The sequence below is a fragment of the Vibrio sp. PID17_43 genome (assembly GCF_002608565.1).
In the GTDB taxonomy this organism is placed as follows: Bacteria; Pseudomonadota; Gammaproteobacteria; order Enterobacterales; family Vibrionaceae; genus Vibrio.
Map to the genome: position 1 here is coordinate 23,226 of NZ_LIXM01000026.1, position 19,802 is coordinate 43,027.

A 19,802-nucleotide genomic window follows, 5' to 3' on the forward strand; every position below is an offset into this window, starting at 1 on the left:
GGCTCTTTCACTTTCGTATTTTTTAGATAAGGGAATTTAATGGCGAATACATTTTCACTGATCCTTGTTATCGTAACTTTGGTAACAGGCGTCGTTTGGCTACTGGAAAAGTTGGTGTTTGCGAAAAAGCGTCAGGCGAAAGTGGCAGAGATCCAAGCACAGACAGCAAATGGTCTGGATGCGGTGACGCTACAGAAAGTAGAAAGCCAACCTTGGTGGATAGAGAACAGCGTGTCTATCTTCCCAGTGATTGCATTCGTTTTAGTATTGCGTTCTTTTATCTATGAACCGTTCCAAATTCCCTCAGGGTCAATGATGCCAACCCTACTCGTAGGTGACTTCATTCTGGTGGAAAAATACGCGTATGGATTGAAAGATCCCGTATGGCGTACTCAACTAGTGGAAACGGGTAAGCCTGAGCGTGGCGATATCGTGGTATTCAAATACCCACCTCAACCCAACATTGATTATATCAAGCGCGTTGTTGGTCTACCGGGCGATACGGTTCGTTACTCAGAGGGTAAAGACCTGTGTATCAAAGCAAAAGGCGAGTCGGTTTGTAAGCCGGTGAAATTGAGTAATGTAGAAGAAAGCCCATTTATTCAAAATGGCATTCCTCTGATTCAAATGAACGAAAAGTTGGGTGATGTATCCCATCAAGTTTTGGTTAACCCACTGTCTCGAGACCGAGTACAGAGCTACCAGCCACGCCCTGGAGTGAATGAGTGGGTTGTACCGCAAGGTCAGTACTTTGTGATGGGTGATAACCGTGACAACAGTGCTGACAGCCGTTACTGGGGCTTTGTACCAGAAGCAAACTTAGTCGGAAAAGCGGTTGCTATCTGGATAAGCTTTGAGTTTGAGCGCGGTGCAGACAGCGTTCTACCTTCATGGATTCCAACCGGTGTGCGTTTTAACCGCATCGGCGGTATTCACTAACCATTTAATATCGAGAGAGTATGAATTCTCCAATTGATAAACTAGAGAGAAAGCTTGGCTACCAGTTTAATGATGCTGAGCTTATCAACCTGGCGCTGACTCACCGCAGCGCCAACAGCAAGCACAACGAACGTCTTGAGTTTCTGGGCGATTCAATTTTAAGTTTTGTCATCGCTGATGATCTGTACCATCGTTTCCCAAAAGTAAACGAAGGTGACATGAGCCGCATGCGCGCCACTTTGGTTCGCGGACATACATTGGCTGAGCTGGGTCGTGAATTCGGTCTAGGAGATTACTTAAAATTAGGTCCAGGTGAATTGAAGAGTGGTGGTTTCCGCCGAGACTCTATTCTAGCCGATGCGGTAGAAGCCATTATTGGTGCGATTTACCTTGATAGTGATCTTGAAGTTGTGCGTGGTATTGTACTGAGTTGGTACAACAGTCGTCTTGAGGCGATTAAGCCAGGCGTATCACAGAAAGATCCAAAAACTCGCCTACAAGAGTTCCTGCAAGGCAGAAGAAAACCACTGCCAGCTTACACAGTGACTAATATTAAAGGTGAAGCGCACAACCAAGAGTTCACGGTTGAGTGTGAAGTAGCAGGTGTGGATAAGCCTGTCATTGGTAAAGGCACCAGCCGCCGCAAGGCAGAACAAGCGGCTGCAGAAACAGCACTTGAGCAATTAACGAATGGCTGATAACGAATTCGATATCGATGCATATTTTGCATCACCTGGTGAGCAAAGTTCACCAGAGAACCAACATTGTGGCTTCATTGCTATTGTTGGCCGCCCTAACGTAGGTAAATCGACACTTCTGAATAAAATCTTGGGTCAGAAAATTTCGATCACGTCACGTAAGCCGCAAACAACACGTCACCGTATTATGGGCGTGGATACGGACGGTGATTACCAAGCGATTTACGTTGATACACCAGGACTTCACATTGAAGAAAAGCGTGCGATCAACCGTTTAATGAACCGTGCGGCAAACTCGTCTTTGAGTGATGTGAACTTGGTGTTTTTCTTAGTTGATGGTACGCATTGGACCAAAGACGACGAGATGGTACTGAATAAGCTTCAAAAATCGAACTTCCCAGTTGTCCTGTGTGTAAACAAAGTCGATAACGTGCAAGATCGTAACGAAGTGATGATGCACATGGCTGACATGTCTAAGAAAATGGACTTTGTTGACGTTGTGCCAATCTCTGCGAAGCAAGGTAAGAATATCGATGTGCTGCGCAAGCATGTGCGTGATCACTTACCAAAAGCGACGCATCACTTCCCTGAAGAGTATGTGACAGACCGCTCTCAGCGTTTCATGGCGTCTGAAATTGTTCGCGAAAAGCTGATGCGTTTTACCGGTGATGAACTGCCATACTCGGTAACGGTTGAAATCGAACGCTTCGATTACAACCCTGAAACCGACGGCTTCCACATCAATGCCTTGATTCTTGTTGAGCGCAGTGGCCAGAAGAAGATGGTGATTGGTAAAGGTGGCGAGAAGATCAAGACCATTGGTCGCGAAGCGCGTCTAGATATGGAAGAGCTGTTTGGTCGTAAGGTATACCTAGAGACTTGGGTAAAAGTGAAATCTGGTTGGGCAGACGACGAACGTGCACTGCGCTCACTAGGCTACATCGACGACCTATAAGCTTGGCTGCGAAGATACTTCGCTCCAACATCGATTAACATTCAATATCGATTAAAATAAGGAGCCTTTGGCTCCTTATTTTTTATTACCGACTTAGGCACACTGATTGAAATGAGCAACCAGTCTTCAGAAGGCTTTCAACGCTGCTTTGTATTGCATCGACGCCCTTACAGTGAATCGAGCTTAATCCTTGATGTATTCAGTGAGGAGTATGGGCGGGTCACGTTAATGGCAAAAGGTGCACGCAGTAAACGCTCCAATCTAAAAGGAGCGCTGCAGCCTTTCACGCCTTTGTTACTCAAATGGTCTGGCAAAGGCTCAATGAAAACTTTGCGTCAAGCAGAGCCCATTAGCCTTGGTTTACCTCTGAGTGGAATCCATCTTTATTCTGCAATGTATGTGAATGAGTTGATCGGTCGCGTACTGATGGCAGAAGTACCAATGCCCGCTCTATTTCATGACTATCTACATGCATTAACAGAGCTTGCTCAGTGTGATAACCCAGAGCCGGGATTGCGTCGTTTTGAACTAGCACTTCTATCTGCGATGGGTTATGGGGTCGACTTTTTGCACTGCGCCGGTACAGGTGAGCCTGTTGATCCTGATATGACCTATCGTTATCGTGAGCAAAAGGGATTCATCGCTTCGGTAAGGCGCGATAACCTGACTTTTTTAGGCAACGAATTGATAGCGATTAGTGAACGGCGTTTCGTCACTAAAGAGCAATTAAAAGCGGCGAAACGCTTTACACGACTAGCATTAAAGCCGTATCTTGGCGGCAAACCTTTAAAAAGTCGCGAATTATTTATTCAGACCAGAGCACGGAGTAATGGAAAATGAGCTCAATCTACTTAGGCGTTAATATCGATCATATTGCTACTCTTCGTAATGCACGTGGTACGAAATACCCAGATCCTGTACACGCAGCAGAGATTGCAGAGCGCGCAGGTGCGGACGGCATTACGATTCACTTGCGTGAAGATCGCCGCCATATCAATGATCGTGATGTGCGTATCCTAAGAGAAACCATTCAGACTCGTATGAACTTAGAAATGGCGGTGACGGATGAGATGGTTGAGATTGCACTTCAAACTCAACCTGAGTTTGTTTGCCTGGTACCTGAAAAGCGTGAAGAATTGACGACAGAAGGCGGTCTGGATGTGGTTGGTCAACTTGAAAAAGTGAAAGCGGCCACCCAAAAACTGACCGAAGCAGGCATCAAAGTGTCGCTGTTCATTGATGCTGACCGTCAGCAAATCGATGCTGCAAAAGCATGTGGTGCACCATACATTGAACTTCACACAGGTCACTACGCAGACGCGGCAACAGAAGTAGACCAGCAAGACGAACTAAAGAAAATCGCAGCAGGCGCAAGCTACGCTGACAACCTAGGCATCATTGTTAATGCAGGCCATGGTCTGACTTACCACAACGTTGCACCTATTGCGGCTCTGCCAGAAATTTACGAGCTAAATATCGGTCACTCGATCATTGGTCGTGCAGTATTCGATGGTCTAGAAAAATCTGTGGCCGAAATGAAAGCCATCATGGTTGCCGCGCGCAAATAATCAGATTTCAGCATGGCAATTTTAGGATTAGGCACTGACATCGCTGAGATTGAGCGCATCGAGAAGGCGCTTGCTCGAACTGGTGAGCCGTTTGCAAAACGCGTCCTTACACAAGAGGAAATGGCAAAGTTTGCTGAACTGAAGCAAAAAGGACGTTACCTTGCGAAGCGTTTTGCAGTAAAGGAAGCGGCATCAAAAGCTCTGGGAACGGGCATTGCCAAAGGTGTGACCTTCCATGATTTTACTGTCTCCAATGATGAGTTTGGTAAGCCAGTGTTGACTTTATCTGGTGTTGCAAAGCAAATCACAGAGTCGATGGGCGTCAATCATGTTCATCTGTCGATTTCTGATGAGCGTCATTACGCGGTCGCGACGGTGATTTTTGAATCCTAACTTGTCTGATTGCGGATTAAAAACCGAATACGAAAAAGCCAGAGTCGATGCTCTGGCTTTTTTATTGCGTTGATTTATGAAGCTATTCTCTACTGTTCAAGATAGAGCTTCGCCGTTGTGGTGACTTTAATCATCTCATCTTGTAGCTCGAACATTTCCGGCTCGATGTCTTCGATGTCAGCACCTGAGCACAGCGCTTGCTCTAACGTTGCACACAATGACTTCAACCTTGGTACGCCGCAGTAAGAGCTGCTGCCGTGAAGTTTATGCACCACATGGATAAGATCATCACGCGAGAAATCTTCTTGTACTAATGCTTGATCGACCACTTCTTCCACCTCAGGAATAAAATCAATCAACATACGCAGCATGTCTTTGGCTAAGTCTTCTTTGTTGGCACTTTGCTTCAATGCCGCTTGCCAGTCGATGATGACGTCTTGTTGTGGTTTTTCTATCGCTGGTGGTGCTGTCTCTACAACAGGCTCTACATAAGATGGCGCAATCTTGTCGACACTTTCAGTACAAGTATTTGGGTTCCAGTGAACCAAAACCTGCTGCAACACATGCTCTTCAATGGGTTTGGTCAGGTAGTCGTCCATGCCAGCAGCCAGAAGTCGGTCACGCTCGCCCGCCATAGCGTGAGCGGTCACCGCAATTACTGGGGTATCTTTGTTAAGATCTAGCTCTTTGATGTGCTGACAAGCGGTCACTCCGTCCATCAATGGCATTTGGATGTCCATAAAGATCAGATCGTATTTCTTCTCGGTCGCGAGGTTCACTGCTTGCTGACCATTGCTGCACGCTGTCACCGTTTCGACACGCTCTTTTAGTAACGCAGCGATCAGTTTTAAGTTGGCCGGATTGTCATCAACAGCGAGTACCGTTAGTGGCAATCGCTCGCTTTCTAACGCCTCAATGGGTGTTACCTCAGGTTGAGGTGCTTCAGTGTGCTCAGAGATGAGGCTTTGCAATAGCTTACGGCGCGACAATGGTTTAGTTAGACATTGAATTTGGAGCGTATTCATGACTTGATCGGCCAGTGCAAGCTCGGTACTTGGCGTTCCCATTATCACACTCGGAGCCATACGTTTGGCTTGCTCAATCCAAGCGGTCACCGACTCTTCGTCATAAGTTTGGTTGGCTGCAAGGTTAAGCAATACGTAGTCGTAGTGTTCGTCATTTTCCGGAAGTGATGAACGATAAGTGACTATCATGCCTTCTTGGTTCAAGAGTTGCTGTGTCACGGATGCAGCTTGCATGTTGGGTTCGACTAATAGCAGTTGCTTACCAGTGAGCAATTCTACGTCAATCAGATCGCTCATCGGCATTTCAGTCGAGCTGAGACGCAGCGTAAACCAGAAGGTTGAACCTTGGTGCAGACGACTGGTAAGGCTGATTTCGCCCTCCATTTGACTGACCAGTTTTTGCGTGATGACCAAGCCAAGGCCAGTTCCACCATAGCGACGAGAAATACTCGCATCTGCTTGGCTAAAGGCTTGGAATAACTGCGCTTGTTGACGCTCTGAAATACCAATTCCCGTATCACGCACCATAAATTGTAGCTCGACAGAGTCAGCAGATTGAGAGCGCATCTCGACGCTGATATCGATGTTGCCACGCTCAGTAAATTTGATCGAGTTGCCGACCAAGTTGGTTAAGATTTGTTGGATGCGTAGTGGGTCACCGACTAGACCCTGTGGGAGCTTCGGATCGACTTTTAACGTGATTTCCAGACCTTTTTCATGCGCGCTAGTCGCTTGTAAGCTGATGACTTCCTCTAGGCTTTCTCGGAAGTTAAATGGGATGTTTTCTAGTGCCAGTTTACCTGCTTCCAGTTTTGAGAAGTCAAGAATGTCATTGATGATATTCAGCAGGTTGTTGGCGGATTTTTCAATTGTTTGTAGATAATCCGTTTGACTGTTTGACAACTGGGTCTTCAACATTTGTCGAGTAAAGCCGATCACACCATTGAGAGGTGTACGCAGTTCGTGAGACATATTGGCTAAGAATTCAGATTTTACGCGAGCAGCTTCTTGTGCTCGTTTCTTCGCGATATCCAATTCGACGTTCTGAATTTCGAGCTGTTCTAACGTTTCACGTAAATCGGAAGTTGCTTGGTCTATACTGTGTTGCATCTCCACGTGGTACTCAGACAGCGAGACCGCCATGGCGTTGATGCCGTTCTTCAGTTGATCCAATTCGCCATGCATTTTTCCTTCAATACGCACATCTAGGTGGCCGCGGCGAATTCTATCCACGACGTTCTTCATATGAGTGATCGGCTGAGTGACGTCGTGCATTAGGCGAGAGGCAAATATACTGGCTAAGCTAATGCCAAGAACCAGTACGAGGAAAGCAGAGAAAACTTCTTGGTATTGCTGTAAGCGAAGTGTTGAGAGGTCCATTTCCACCGCAATGTAGCCAATAGCTTTGGAAGCTTGGCCCTCGTTAGAGAGAGCGGATAAGTAACGACCTTCTGACAAAATGGGGACGCGAAGGATAAGGGCGTTATCAAATATTTCTGAATTACCCAGTTGAGGAATGGGCTGATCTTTTGGAAACGTCAGAGCTTCAAAATCGGGATGAAAGTTAGAGGTAACAAACAGTTCATGCTGTTCATCAAATACGGCAATACTGCGTACCAACTTTGAGTTTTTGCGGTGCGTATAACTAATCAGTCGGCGAACAGCTTCTCGACTTTCAGAAAGTAAGTGGGCTTCACTGGCAATGGCAAGCGGTTCGATAATGCTGTTACCGGTGGTGATCACTTGTGTCTCGAGGTCTTGGTAGCGATTAAATGAGAAAAAACCGCTCAGTAATAAACCAATAATGAGTGTGGGCGCGAGAGTGAGTGTAATTACGCGTGCTCGTAAGCCATATCTGGTCATGTTATCTGATTACATCGGGGGCTGGATATGGGAAAATAACGCATCATTGCTCAAGTATCATAATTAACTTGAGTATAAGTGGCGTCACCGAATAAACGGTAAGCATAATCAAGTCACTCGAATCACACAACGGCTGCAATCAAGAATAGTGAAGCCGTAGAGCAATTAGACACAAATCAGGCACAGAGCATGGCACGTATCTTTCAACCTAAAAAGAAAACGCAACTAAATACTCGTCACCAAGCGGTGCAGGTGGAGCGTTTGGATCACCACGGCGCAGGCATTGCTTACCTTAAAAATAAGCCCTTATTCATTAATGGCGCTCTACCGGGTGAGGAAGTGGTTACCCAATTGGTGGAAGAGAAGAGCAAATTTGCACGCGGTCAGTTGATTCAAGTTATTCAACCGAGTGAAGCGCGTGTCGAGCCATTCTGTCCGCACTACCATGAATGCGGTGGATGTGACTTACAGCATCTTAATTATGACCAACAATTGACACATAAACAGCAGACGCTCCGCCAGCTAATGCGAAAATTCGCGGGTAGCGATATTGAGCTCGATGCGCCGATATTGGGTGAATCGCTCGGCTATCGTCGCCGTGCGCGAGTCAGTCTATTTGTAGACAAGAAAACGCGCCAATTGCATTTTGGTTTCCGTAAGAAGCAAAGCAAGCAAATCGCGCAAGTGACAGACTGCCCAGTGCTAGCGCCTGAGTTGAATGTACTATTGCCAGAAATCTACTCGACGTTAAAAGCGTTTAGGAAACCAGAGCAGCTAGGTCACGTAGAGTTGGTGCTAGGCGACAATGGCCCATGTATTACATTGCGCCATCTAAGCAAGCTGACTGAAAAAGAAACCAACACGCTGGTGGAATTGGCGAAGTGTCATCATGCAGCGCTCTATCTGATGCCAGAAAGGGATCAGCTTGATTTGATTGAAGGTGAAGCACCTTTCTATCAAGAAGCTGGTGTCACCGTGCCATTTACGCCAAATAACTTTATTCAAGTGAACCAAGCGGTGAACCAAAAAATGGTGGCGCAAGCGTTGGAGTGGTTAGACCCACAAAGTGACGAGCGAGTGTTAGATTTGTTTTGCGGTCTAGGAAACTTCAGCCTACCAATTGCCAAGCGAGCGAAGCACGTCGTGGGGGTTGAGGGTGTCGCTGAGATGGTGGCAAAGGCAGCAAATAATGCCTCCTTGAACCAAATCAATAACGCACAATTTTATCACGCTAACCTTGAGGAAGATTTTGAGGGGCAAGTTTGGGCGGCAGAACAGTTCGACAAAGTGCTGCTTGATCCCGCAAGAGCTGGTGCGAGTGGGATCATCGATCAAGTTTCTGCACTTGGCGCACAGCGTGTAGTTTATGTTTCTTGCAATCCTGCTACCCTTGCAAGGGATAGTCAGAGCTTACTAGAACAAGGCTATCAATTAACCAAATTGGGTATGCTGGACATGTTCCCTCATACTAGCCATTTAGAGTCGATGGCACTATTTGAAAAGTCTTAACCTTTAAGACGTTGGCCACTTACTTGTGGTGAGTGGTCAAAAAGCCTGCGCATAACGCGGGGCACTAGAACTAACCTGGATGGTGATAGTCAAACCACACAAATATAATAATTAGGATGATGAGATGGTTGCGGTAAGAAGCGCGCATTTAAACCAAGACGAACAGTTTGAACTTGATAACTGGGTGGCTAGCCTAGGGCAAGAGAAGAACACAGCAAAACGCTTAGCTGAAGTGTATCGAGACTGCCAAACGATTTTGGTCGATCACGAACAGGCTGAGCTATTGTTGTGGCGTGGACGAGAGATGATCGAGATCTTGATCACCTTGTCGATGGATAAAGCGACGTTAATCGCTGCCCAACTGTTTCCTTTGGTCTCTAGTGGTGCTTTTGACAGAGAAGCACTGGAAGAGAAATACAGCAAAGAAATCATTAAATTGATTGATGGTGTCGAGGAAATGGCAGCCATCGGACAACTTAATGTGACCATGGACGGCGGTGCGGCGTCGTCTCAAGTGGATAACGTTCGTCGTATGCTGTTAGCGATGGTCGACGATTTTCGCTGCGTGGTCATCAAGCTGGCTGAGCGTATCTGCAACCTGATTGAAGTCAAACAAGCGCCAGATGAGGTGCGATGTGCAGCCGCAAAAGAGTGTGCCAACATCTATGCGCCACTTGCTAACCGTCTTGGTATTGGTCAGCTGAAATGGGAAATAGAAGATTACGCATTTCGTTACCAACAACCTGAAACCTATAAGCAAATCGCTAAGCAGCTTTCTGAGCGCCGTATTGTACGTGAACAGTACATTAAAGACTTTGTTGATGACCTCACTCAAGAAATGAACACTTTTGGCATCAACGCTGAAGTCAGTGGTCGTCCAAAGCATATTTACAGTATCTGGCGAAAAATGCAGAAGAAAAGTCTGGCATTTGATGAATTGTTTGACGTACGTGCAGTACGTATCATCGCCGACAAACTTCAAGACTGTTATGCCGCACTTGGTGTGGTTCACACCAAATACAAGCACTTGCCAAATGAGTTTGACGACTATGTCGCCAACCCAAAACCAAATGGTTACCAATCAATTCACACCGTCATCCTTGGTCCGGAAGGTAAGACAATAGAGATCCAGATCCGAACCAAGCAAATGCATGAAGAGTCGGAGCTGGGTGTCGCTGCGCACTGGAAATACAAAGAAGGTGCAAGTACTCGCAGCGGCTACGACGAGAAGATTACATGGTTACGTAAGCTACTGGATTGGCAAGAAGAGATGTCCGATTCTGGCGAAATGCTGGATGAGCTACGCAGTCAGGTATTCGATGACCGCGTGTATGCCTTTACCCCGCGTGGCGATGTTGTCGACCTGCCAATGGGCGCGACGCCACTTGATTTCGCCTACCACATTCACTCAGAAGTGGGCCACCGTTGTATCGGCGCCAAAGTTGCGGGGCGAATCGTACCATTTACCCACAAACTGCAAATGGGCGATCAGGTAGAAATCATCACTCAGAAAGAACCGAATCCATCACGTGATTGGTTAAACCCTTCTTTAGGTTTCGTCACCTCAGGCCGCGCGCGTGCGAAAATCAATGCATGGTTCCGTAAGCAAAGCCGTGAGAAGAACCTAGAAGCCGGCCGTGAAATTCTTGAACATGAGTTAGCAAAAATTGGTGCAACGCTCAAAGATGCAGAGCACTACGCGGTTAAGCGCTTTAACGTCAACAGTGCGGATGAGCTTTACGTTGGCATTGGTAGTGGTGATTTGCGAATTAACCAAATTGTTAACCATATTAATGCATTAGTTAATAAGCCAACAGCCGAAGAAGAAGACAAACAAGCGCTCGAAAAGCTGCAAGAAGCAGAGGGTAAAGCACCCGCACAAAGCCGACCACAAAAAGATGCCGTGGTTGTCGAGGGGGTCGATAACCTGATGACGCACCTTGCGCGTTGCTGTCAGCCAATCCCAGGTGATGAAATCGCAGGGTACATCACCCAAGGTCGAGGTATTTCGGTTCACCGCAGTGACTGTGAACAGCTTGATGAGCTTCGCCATCATGCACCAGAACGTATCATCGATACCGTATGGGGTGGCGGCTATGTTGGCTCATACATCCTGACCGTTCGCGTTGAAGCGATGGAACGTGGCGGTCTACTAAAAGACATCACCACACTGTTTGCCAACGAAAAAATCAAAGTCACCAGCATGAAGAGCCGCGTCGATTACCGTACGCAAATGTCGATCATGGACTTTGATCTTGAAGTCACCAACCTTGAAGTGTTCTCTCGCGTATCGAAACGCGTTGAGCAGATTAAGGATGTCATGTCGGTAAAACGCCTCGGCTAAAATTCTCGTCATACTTGAAGCTGATAGCGTTGTTGCCTGCGCTCACTCCGGAGTGCCGGCCCAGGCTCATCACATAGGCAAGCTATGCTCAGGAGTCTCGCTCGCTTGCCGCCTAGCTACAGCTTCAATTATTTAGAGAATTGATCAACATATAACAAAGGTGAGTGGTTTTGACTGCTCACCTTTTTCTTTAGATAGAAAGGGTTAAAGGAACAGAAAAATGAGTCATCCAATTGAACAGTTAGAACAAATCATGGCGAAGCTGCGTGACCCAGAAAGTGGCTGTCCTTGGGATTTAAAGCAGACATTTGACACTATCGTTCCTCACACTATCGAAGAAACCTATGAAGTCGTTGATGCGATTCAAAACCGCGATTGGTCAAACCTAAAAGAAGAGCTCGGAGACTTGTTGTATCAAGTGATTTTTTATAGTCAGTTGGCCAAGGAGCAGGCGTTGTTTGATTTTTCTGATGTGGTGGAGACGGTGAATGAAAAACTGACTCGTCGCCATCCTCATGTTTTTTCTGAAGTGGAATTTGATTCCGAAGAAGAAATTCATGCCAATTGGGAAGCGGAAAAAGCCAAAGAAAAAGCACAAGTAGGCAAATCGGAAGAAAGTATTCTAGACTCAATACCAAACTCTCTGCCTGCGCTTTCTCGTGCTACAAAGATTCAAAAGAAATGCGCTAAATATGGTTTCGATTGGGATTCACTTGGCCCGGTAGTAGAGAAGGTTCAAGAAGAAATTGAAGAGGTCATGGAAGAGGTACTTCAAATCACACCAGATGCAACTAAGGTAGAGCTTGAGCTGGGGGATTTATTGTTTGCAACGGTAAATCTTTCACGTCACTTGGGGCAAGATCCTGAAGTGGCACTGTCTAAAGCGAATTTGAAGTTTTCAAGACGTTTTAAAGGCGTAGAGGCGAAGGTCGCGCAAAAGGGAAAAACGCTAACGGACTTTAGTTTGAATGAACTGGAATCGATGTGGGATGAAGTAAAACGAGAAGAGTGAAGCCAAAATGGCATGAGCACTCGACTTTGATTTGAAGCAAAAAATAAAAAATTGCGGTGTGATAGATTTCACGTTGTGGCGTTAGGGAGCTTCTGGTATATTTACGTCCCGTCCAGAAGCACTCCATTTCCCTCATTCAACCAATTTCAGGTTAAACATGACGACAAATTACATTTTTGTTACTGGCGGGGTTGTATCCTCTCTAGGTAAAGGTATTGCAGCAGCATCTCTTGCGGCTATTCTTGAAGCTCGTGGTCTTAAAGTGACGATGATGAAGCTTGACCCTTACATCAACGTTGACCCAGGCACAATGAGCCCAACTCAACACGGTGAAGTGTTTGTTACAGAAGATGGCGCGGAGACTGACCTTGACCTTGGTCACTACGAGCGTTTCATTCGCACTAAGATGACTAAGCGTAACAACTTCACTGCTGGTCGTGTTTACGCAGACGTTCTACGTAAAGAGCGTCGTGGTGACTACCTAGGTGCTACCATTCAGGTAATTCCTCATATCACTAATGCTATCAAAGATCGCGTAATCGCAGGTTCTGAAGGCCATGATGTTGCTATCGTTGAGGTAGGCGGCACGGTAGGTGATATCGAGTCACTGCCATTTATGGAAGCAATTCGTCAGCTAGCAGTAGAACTTGGTCGCGAGCGCGCAATGTTCATGCACCTAACTCTAGTTCCTTACCTAGCAGCTGCTGGCGAAGTGAAAACTAAGCCAACTCAGCACTCTGTTAAAGAGCTGCTATCTATCGGTATCCAACCAGATATTCTAGTTTGTCGCTCAGATCGTATGATCCCAGCAAACGAACGTAAGAAGATTGCTCTTTTCTGTAATGTTCAAGAAAAAGCAGTTATCTCAATGAAAGACGTAGATTCTATCTACAAGATCCCTCAACTAATCAAAGCTCAAGGTCTAGACGATCTTGTTTGTGCTCGTTTTGGCATTAATGCTCCAGAAGCAAACCTGTCTGAGTGGGAACAAGTAATCTACGAAGAAGCGAACCCAACAGGTGAAGTTACGATTGGTATGGTTGGTAAGTACATTGAACTGCCAGATGCATACAAATCAGTAAACGAAGCCCTAAAACACGCAGGTCTTAAGAACCGTCTGAGCGTTAAGATTCAGTATGTAGACTCTCAAGATGTTGAGAACAAAGGTGTCGAGATCCTTGAAGGTCTAGACGCAATCCTTGTTCCTGGTGGTTTCGGTGACCGTGGTATCGAAGGTAAGATTCGTGCAGCGCAATACGCTCGTGAAAACAATGTTCCTTACCTAGGTATCTGTCTAGGCATGCAAGTCGCACTGATCGAATACGCGCGTAACGTAGCGGGTATGGAAGGTGCGCATTCAACAGAATTTAACAAAGAAACTAAGTACCCTGTGGTAGGCTTGATCACAGAATGGGTTGATGGCGAAGGTAAAGTTGAAGAACGTACCGAGAAGTCTGACCTAGGTGGTACGATGCGTCTTGGCTCACAACTTTGTCACCTAGAAAAAGGCACAAAAGCACGTGAGCTTTACGGCAACGCGACTATTTATGAGCGTCACCGTCACCGTTATGAAGTGAACAACAATCTTCGTCCGCAAATCGAAAAAGCAGGCTTAAAAGTATCAGGTCTATCTGCAGACAAGAAACTGGTAGAAGTGATTGAGAACCCAGCTCACCCATGGTTTGTAGCGGCTCAATTCCACCCTGAGTTCACATCTACACCACGTGATGGTCACCCACTGTTCGCTGGTTTCGTGAAAGCGGCTGGTGAATACCAACGCGGCGAATTTGAGAAGTAAGTAAGGAATACAGGCAGTAACGTAAGCTGTGTTGCTGCCTTTAATTTTGACATTATATATTCAACGAGAAGGAAACATTCAATGTCTAAGATCGTTAAAGTTCTAGGTCGTGAAATCATCGATTCACGTGGTAACCCAACAGTAGAAGCTGAAGTACACCTAGAAGGCGGTTTCGTAGGTATGGCTGCTGCTCCATCTGGCGCATCTACTGGTTCTCGCGAAGCTCTTGAGCTACGTGACGGTGACAAAGCCCGTTTCCTAGGTAAAGGTGTTCTTAAAGCTGTTGAAGCGGTAAACGGCGCAATCGCTGAAGCTCTAGTTGGCAAAGACGCGAAAGACCAAGCTGCAATCGACGCAGTAATGATCGAACTAGACGGCACTGAAAATAAATCTAAGTTCGGTGCGAACGCTATCCTAGCGGTTTCTCTAGCAAACGCTAAAGCTGCAGCAGCAGCTAAAGGCATGCCTCTATACGAGCACATCGCTGAGCTAAACGGTACTGCAGGTCAGTTCTCAATGCCTCTACCAATGATGAACATCATCAACGGTGGTGAGCACGCAGACAACAACGTTGACATCCAAGAGTTCATGATCCAACCAGTTGGTGCTAAGACTCTTAAAGAAGGTCTACGTATCGGTGCTGAAGTGTTCCACAACCTAGCTAAAGTTCTTAAGTCTAAAGGCTACAGCACTGCAGTTGGTGACGAAGGTGGTTTCGCTCCTAACCTTAAGTCTAACGCTGAAGCACTAGAAGTTATCGCAGAAGCTGTTGCAGCTGCTGGTTACGAACTAGGTAAAGACGTTACTCTTGCTATGGACTGTGCAGCATCTGAGTTCTTCGACAAAGAAGCTGGCATCTACAACATGAAAGGCGAAGGTAAAACTTTCACTTCTGAAGAGTTCAACCACTACCTAGCTGAGCTAGCTAACCAATTCCCAATCGTTTCTATCGAAGACGGTCTAGACGAGTCTGATTGGGATGGCTTCAAGCACCAAACTGAACTACTAGGTGACAAGCTTCAACTAGTAGGTGACGACCTATTCGTTACTAACACTAAGATCCTTGCTGAAGGTATCGAGAAAGGCGTAGCTAACTCTATCCTTATCAAGTTCAACCAAATCGGTTCTCTAACAGAGACTCTAGCTGCAATCAAGATGGCTAAAGATGCAGGTTACACAGCAGTAATCTCTCACCGTTCTGGCGAAACTGAAGATGCAACTATCGCTGATCTAGCGGTAGGTACAGCTGCAGGTCAAATCAAGACTGGTTCTATGAGCCGTTCTGACCGCGTTGCTAAGTACAACCAACTAATCCGTATCGAGGAAGCTCTAGGTGAGCGCGCTCCTTTCAACGGTCTTAAAGAAGTTAAAGGTCAAGCTTAATTCTTAATTGAATTAATGGCTTAGCTTAAAGTTTTGAAACGCTCCACTTCGGTGGGGCGTTTTTTTTATCTGATATAATGGCGCGGGCTTCGCCCTTTTGGAACACTTTTCTTCGAGAGTCGAGAACGGACTTCAAAGGAGTATCGCGAACTTTTATTTGTCATTTCTTTGAATGCCGAAGAAGAGGGTAGAGAATCTCTTTGTTTCATTTTGCGGCTTTTTTTCCTGTAAGGAGCGTGTGAGTATCTTCATCTCCCCTAGAGGCTACCTCGCATTTATGCTATATATGTCCTCTTATCTAATCCCTTCCGGTACAGAATGTTAGCAGCGATATGCGAATCTTTGTTATAGCCCTTACGTTACTGTTTGGCTGGCTTCAATACACTCTATGGTTTGGTAAAAATGGAGTGTCGGACTACTACACAGTGAAAGATGAAATTGAAGTTCAGCAACAAGTGAACAGCAAGCTGCAAGCTCGTAATAATGAGATGTTCGCAGAAATTGATGACTTACGACAAGGTCTTGATGCGATTGAAGAGCGAGCGCGTCATGAGCTTGGCCTAGTCAAAGAAGGGGAAACTTTCTACCGCATTATTGGTGAGGAAAATCAGTAAAATGTTAGATTCAGCGCCATCTCATGTTGCAATCGTGCCTGCAGCCGGTGTCGGTAGTCGAATGAAAGCAGACCGCCCTAAGCAGTATCTGATGATTGACGGTAAAGCCGTCTTGGAGCATACGGTCGAGAAACTCCTTTCTCATCCTAAAATTGCTAAGGTTGTGGTTGCGGTGACAGATGGTGATCCTTATTACCCAGAATTATCGATTGCCCAACATCCCGACGTTATTCGAATTGCGGGTGGCAAAGAAAGGGCAGACTCGGTGCTATCGGGGCTAAACTATGTAAGTACCCAACTTGAAAGTGAGTGGGTATTGGTTCACGATGCGGCAAGACCTTGTGTGTCGATAACTGATATTGACCGTTTGATTGACGTTTGCCGTTCTCACCAAATCGGCGGTATTCTAGCGTCACCAGTGAGAGATACCATGAAGCGTGCAAATTCAACGCAAGATATTGATCATACGGTAGACAGAGAGGCATTATGGCACGCACTAACGCCACAAATGTTTAAAACTCAGCAACTGACTCAAGCGCTGGCCGACGCATTGCAGCAAGGCGTCACGATTACCGATGAAGCTTCTGCTCTTGAGTGGCGAGGTGAAACACCGGCCTTAGTTCAAGGTAATGCGAGCAATATAAAAATTACTCAGCCAGAAGATCTTGCTTTAGCGGAGTTTTATCTACGCCGTGAACGCGGCTAGAAAAGAAAGGATAGAAAATGATTCGAATTGGTCACGGTTTTGATGTGCACAAGTTTGGTGGAGAAGGCCCGGTTATCATCGGTGGTGTTGCCATACCTTATGAGCAAGGCTTGATTGCACACTCAGATGGTGATGTCGCTTTGCACGCATTAAGCGACGCTTTACTTGGTGCTATCGCTGCAGGCGATATTGGCCGCCACTTTCCTGATACGGATGATAAATGGAAAGGGGCGGATAGCCGTGAACTGTTGAAAGACGTGTATCGTCTTGTAAAAGAACAAGGCTACCGACTTGGTAATGCGGACATTACTATCATGGCGCAAGCGCCAAAGATGGCGCCTTATATTGATGCCATGTGTGCGGCAATTGCCGAAGACCTGGAAACCAACATTAGCAACATTAACGTAAAAGCGACCACGACAGAACGTCTCGGTTTTACTGGACGCAAAGAAGGCATTGCAACGGAAGCAGTGGTACTTTTGTTTAAGCAATAACTAGCAATTTGCTCCTCTAAGCTGTGATATCAGCGGAAAAACATCATGTCAGACATTTTATCTTCATTGGCTTTCTTAACCGGTAAGCCAGTTGCATCAGCAAAAATTAAAGCGCAACCAGAGCATTTTCAGGTTCGCGAAGATCTCGGTTTTGCTTTTACGGGGGAAGGCGAGCACTTGATGGTGCGTATCCGTAAAACCGGAGAGAACACCAGTTTCGTCGCGAATGAATTGGCGAAAGCTTGTGGCGTTAAATCAAAAGACGTCAGTTGGGCAGGGCTCAAAGATCGCCACGCGGTGACCGAACAGTGGTTAAGCGTACACTTACCAAAGGGTGAGACGCCAGACTTCACGGAGTTTTTGGCGCAGTACCCAAGTATTGAGATTCTAGCGACAGACCGACACAACAAAAAGCTGCGTCCTGGTGATTTAGTAGGTAACGAGTTTGCGGTTACTTTGTCCGATGTGAGCGATGTGGCTGATGTTGAACAGCGTCTTGAAAAAGTGAAGCAAGTGGGCGTGCCGAACTATTTTGGCAGTCAACGTTTTGGTAACGATGGTAATAACCTCGTCGAAGCTCGTCGTTGGGGCCGTGAAAACGTCCGTACCCGCAACCAAAATAAACGTAGTATGTACTTATCTGCTGCGCGTTCGTGGATTTTTAATCGTATCGTTTCAGCGCGTCTAGAAAAAGGGTTATTTGATCAGTTTATCGAAGGTGATATTGCACAGACAGAAACCGGCATTCAAGTTGTCGATGCAAGTAACCTTGTTGAGCTTCAAGCGCAATTCGAGCAGGGGGGAGTGAGCATTACAGCAGCACTGGCTGGCGATAATGATCTACCAACTCAAGCGCAAGCACAAGCTTTAGAACAGCCATTTTTGGATGATGAGCCCGATTTGATGAAGTTGATTTGTGGCAATCGCATGCGTCATGATCGCCGTGATATCGCTTTAAAACCAAAAGACTTGGCTTGGACCGTTGATGGCAATAACATCACATTGACCTTCTCACTGGATGCGGGCTCTTTTGCGACATCTATTGTTCGTGAGTTGGTTATCGAGGAAAAAGTAGAAAGAGAATACTAATGGAAGTGGATTCACTAAACGCAAAGCCCTTAAGAATTCTACTGAGTAACGATGATGGCGTTCATGCTCAGGGAATTCACGCTCTCGCGAAAGAGCTTAAAGCGATTGCACAAGTGACCATTGTTGCCCCAGATCGTAATCGTTCTGGAGCATCTAATTCACTGACGCTTGAGCAGCCGCTGCGAGTGACAGAGATCGCGCCAGATACTTTTTCTGTGCAGGGGACGCCGACAGACTGCGTGCACTTTGCATTGAATGAATTGATGAAAGGCGACCTACCAGATTTGTTGTTAACTGGTATTAATCATGGTGCTAACCTCGGTGACGATGTGTTGTACTCAGGGACAGTTGCAGCGGCAATGGAAGGGCACTTCCTTGGCGTTCAGTCGGTCGCCTTTTCTTTGGTCGGTAAACAAAATTTTGACTCTGCAGCAAAAATAGCGCGAAAACTGGTTGAGCAACATTTGGCGTTCCCCATTCCAACCAACCGCTTATTAAACGTGAACGTACCTGATCTGCCGCTAGACAAGCTGGGCGAGATTGAAGTAACTCGGCTAGGTGCTCGCCATCACGCTGAGAATATGATTAAGCAGAAAGATCCGCGTGGTAATGATATTTATTGGCTAGGTCCTCCTGGTAAAGAGCAAGATGCCGGAGAAGGCACAGATTTTTATGCCATTGAACATGGCCGTGTCTCAATCACACCATTGCAAGTTGATCTCACGGCTCATGAGTCACTACGCGCGATGGCCAGTTGGTTAAAGGAAGAGAAGTAATGAGTAACCCACATGCTGACAGGTTGATAGCGTTTCTTATCGCCAGTGGCATCAGTGATCAACGTGTATTAGATGTAATCTATCGTTTACCACGGGAAAGTTTTGTGTCGCAAGCGATGATGCATCAAGCCTACGATAACAATGCGTTGCCGATTGGTCAGGGGCAAACCATTTCTCAACCTTACATCGTTGCTAAAATGACAGAGCTGTTAGATCTAAAGTCAGACAGTAATGTACTAGAAATCGGTACGGGTTCTGGTTATCAAACCGCAGTGCTTGCTCAAATCGTTGATCATGTTTATTCCGTTGAACGCATTAAATCTCTGCAATGGGGCGCTAAACGTCGTCTGAAGCAACTTGATATTTATAATGTATCGACCAAACATGGTGATGGCTGGCTTGGATGGGAAGCAAAAGGCCCATTTGATGCGATTATTGTTACAGCGGCGGCGGAGGCGATCCCTCAAGCGCTTCTAACGCAGCTAAAAGATGGTGGCAAGATGGTCATTCCTGTCGGTGAAGATGAACAACAGTTATTAAAAATAGAGCGAAAAGGCGAACAGTACCTATCAACCGTGGTTGAGATGGTTAGGTTTGTGCCATTAGTTGCTGGTGATTTGGCTTAAGGGTTGAAGA

The 19,802-nt window shown here is 46.2% G+C and carries 18 protein-coding genes; 17 read left to right on the plus strand and 1 reads right to left on the minus strand.

The window, feature by feature from the left end; genetic code table 11:
• Positions 1–39 precede the first annotated feature (39 nt).
• The 6 genes from lepB to acpS all read left to right on the plus strand — a co-directional run bounded on the left by lepB (position 40) and on the right by acpS (position 4,553).
• Positions 40–939 carry a signal peptidase I gene (gene lepB / locus AK965_RS16995; protein WP_099080725.1) on the plus strand — a complete coding sequence of 300 codons (900 nt, stop codon included), beginning with the start codon at positions 40–42 and terminating at the stop codon, positions 937–939.
• Positions 940–959: 20 nt separating this feature from the next.
• Entirely contained in the window at positions 960–1,637 is a 678-nt protein-coding gene (rnc, locus tag AK965_RS17000; RefSeq protein WP_099080726.1) for a ribonuclease III, read from the plus strand.
• Positions 1,630–2,592 (plus strand): GTPase Era, encoded by a 963-nt coding sequence (gene era / locus AK965_RS17005; RefSeq protein ID WP_099080727.1) that lies wholly within the window; start codon positions 1,630–1,632, stop codon positions 2,590–2,592. Before rnc ends, era begins: the two co-directional genes overlap by 8 nt.
• 111 nt (positions 2,593–2,703) lie before the next feature.
• Entirely contained in the window at positions 2,704–3,432 is a 729-nt protein-coding gene (recO, locus tag AK965_RS17010) for a DNA repair protein RecO (RefSeq protein ID WP_099080728.1), read from the plus strand.
• Entirely contained in the window at positions 3,429–4,160 is a 732-nt protein-coding gene (pdxJ, locus tag AK965_RS17015; RefSeq protein ID WP_099080729.1) for a pyridoxine 5'-phosphate synthase, read from the plus strand. The genes recO and pdxJ overlap by 4 nt, the downstream gene beginning before the upstream one ends.
• Before the next feature lie 12 nt (positions 4,161–4,172).
• Positions 4,173–4,553: a holo-ACP synthase gene (gene acpS / locus AK965_RS17020; protein ID WP_099080730.1), complete on the plus strand. Its 381-nt coding sequence runs from the start codon at positions 4,173–4,175 to the stop codon at positions 4,551–4,553.
• A gap of 89 nt (positions 4,554–4,642) precedes the next feature.
• Here the strand turns inward: acpS and barA are convergent, their stop codons facing one another.
• The gene (barA, locus tag AK965_RS17025; protein ID WP_099080731.1) at positions 4,643–7,441 is read right to left on the minus strand and encodes a two-component sensor histidine kinase BarA; all 2,799 of its coding nucleotides are present in this window, start codon (positions 7,439–7,441) and stop codon (positions 4,643–4,645) included.
• 189 nt (positions 7,442–7,630) lie between these two features.
• Here barA and rlmD point away from each other — a divergent pair, with 189 nt between their 5' ends.
• The 11 genes from rlmD to AK965_RS17080 all read left to right on the plus strand — a co-directional run bounded on the left by rlmD (position 7,631) and on the right by AK965_RS17080 (position 19,792).
• Positions 7,631–8,950, plus strand: a complete 1,320-nt coding sequence (rlmD, locus tag AK965_RS17030; protein WP_099080732.1) for a 23S rRNA (uracil(1939)-C(5))-methyltransferase RlmD — start codon at positions 7,631–7,633, stop codon at positions 8,948–8,950.
• Positions 8,951–9,074: 124 nt separating this feature from the next.
• Positions 9,075–11,294: a GTP diphosphokinase gene (gene relA / locus AK965_RS17035; protein WP_099080733.1), complete on the plus strand. Its 2,220-nt coding sequence runs from the start codon at positions 9,075–9,077 to the stop codon at positions 11,292–11,294.
• A 220-nt stretch (positions 11,295–11,514) separates the two neighbouring features.
• Positions 11,515–12,306, plus strand: a complete 792-nt coding sequence (gene mazG, locus AK965_RS17040) for a nucleoside triphosphate pyrophosphohydrolase (protein WP_099080734.1) — start codon at positions 11,515–11,517, stop codon at positions 12,304–12,306.
• Positions 12,307–12,463: 157 nt separating this feature from the next.
• A complete protein-coding gene (locus AK965_RS17045; protein ID WP_099080735.1) occupies positions 12,464–14,104 on the plus strand; it encodes a CTP synthase in 1,641 nt (546 codons plus the stop codon).
• A gap of 81 nt (positions 14,105–14,185) precedes the next feature.
• On the plus strand, positions 14,186–15,487 hold the full coding sequence (gene eno, locus AK965_RS17050) for a phosphopyruvate hydratase (protein ID WP_099080736.1): 1,302 nt from the start codon (positions 14,186–14,188) through the stop codon (positions 15,485–15,487).
• Positions 15,488–15,819: 332 nt separating this feature from the next.
• A complete protein-coding gene (gene ftsB / locus AK965_RS17055; RefSeq protein ID WP_099080737.1) occupies positions 15,820–16,101 on the plus strand; it encodes a cell division protein FtsB in 282 nt (93 codons plus the stop codon).
• Position 16,102: 1 nt separating this feature from the next.
• The gene (gene ispD, locus AK965_RS17060) at positions 16,103–16,807 is read left to right on the plus strand and encodes a 2-C-methyl-D-erythritol 4-phosphate cytidylyltransferase (RefSeq protein ID WP_099080738.1); all 705 of its coding nucleotides are present in this window, start codon (positions 16,103–16,105) and stop codon (positions 16,805–16,807) included.
• A gap of 17 nt (positions 16,808–16,824) precedes the next feature.
• Positions 16,825–17,301, plus strand: coding sequence for a 2-C-methyl-D-erythritol 2,4-cyclodiphosphate synthase (ispF, locus tag AK965_RS17065; RefSeq protein ID WP_099080739.1), 477 nt, complete (start codon positions 16,825–16,827; stop codon positions 17,299–17,301).
• Between the two features lie 45 nt (positions 17,302–17,346).
• Positions 17,347–18,390, plus strand: coding sequence for a tRNA pseudouridine(13) synthase TruD (gene truD / locus AK965_RS17070; protein ID WP_099080740.1), 1,044 nt, complete (start codon positions 17,347–17,349; stop codon positions 18,388–18,390).
• Positions 18,390–19,166 (plus strand): 5'/3'-nucleotidase SurE, encoded by a 777-nt coding sequence (gene surE, locus AK965_RS17075; RefSeq protein ID WP_099080741.1) that lies wholly within the window; start codon positions 18,390–18,392, stop codon positions 19,164–19,166. Before truD ends, surE begins: the two co-directional genes overlap by 1 nt.
• Positions 19,166–19,792, plus strand: coding sequence for a protein-L-isoaspartate(D-aspartate) O-methyltransferase (locus tag AK965_RS17080; RefSeq protein ID WP_099080742.1), 627 nt, complete (start codon positions 19,166–19,168; stop codon positions 19,790–19,792). Before surE ends, AK965_RS17080 begins: the two co-directional genes overlap by 1 nt.
• Positions 19,793–19,802: the final 10 nt, after the last annotated feature.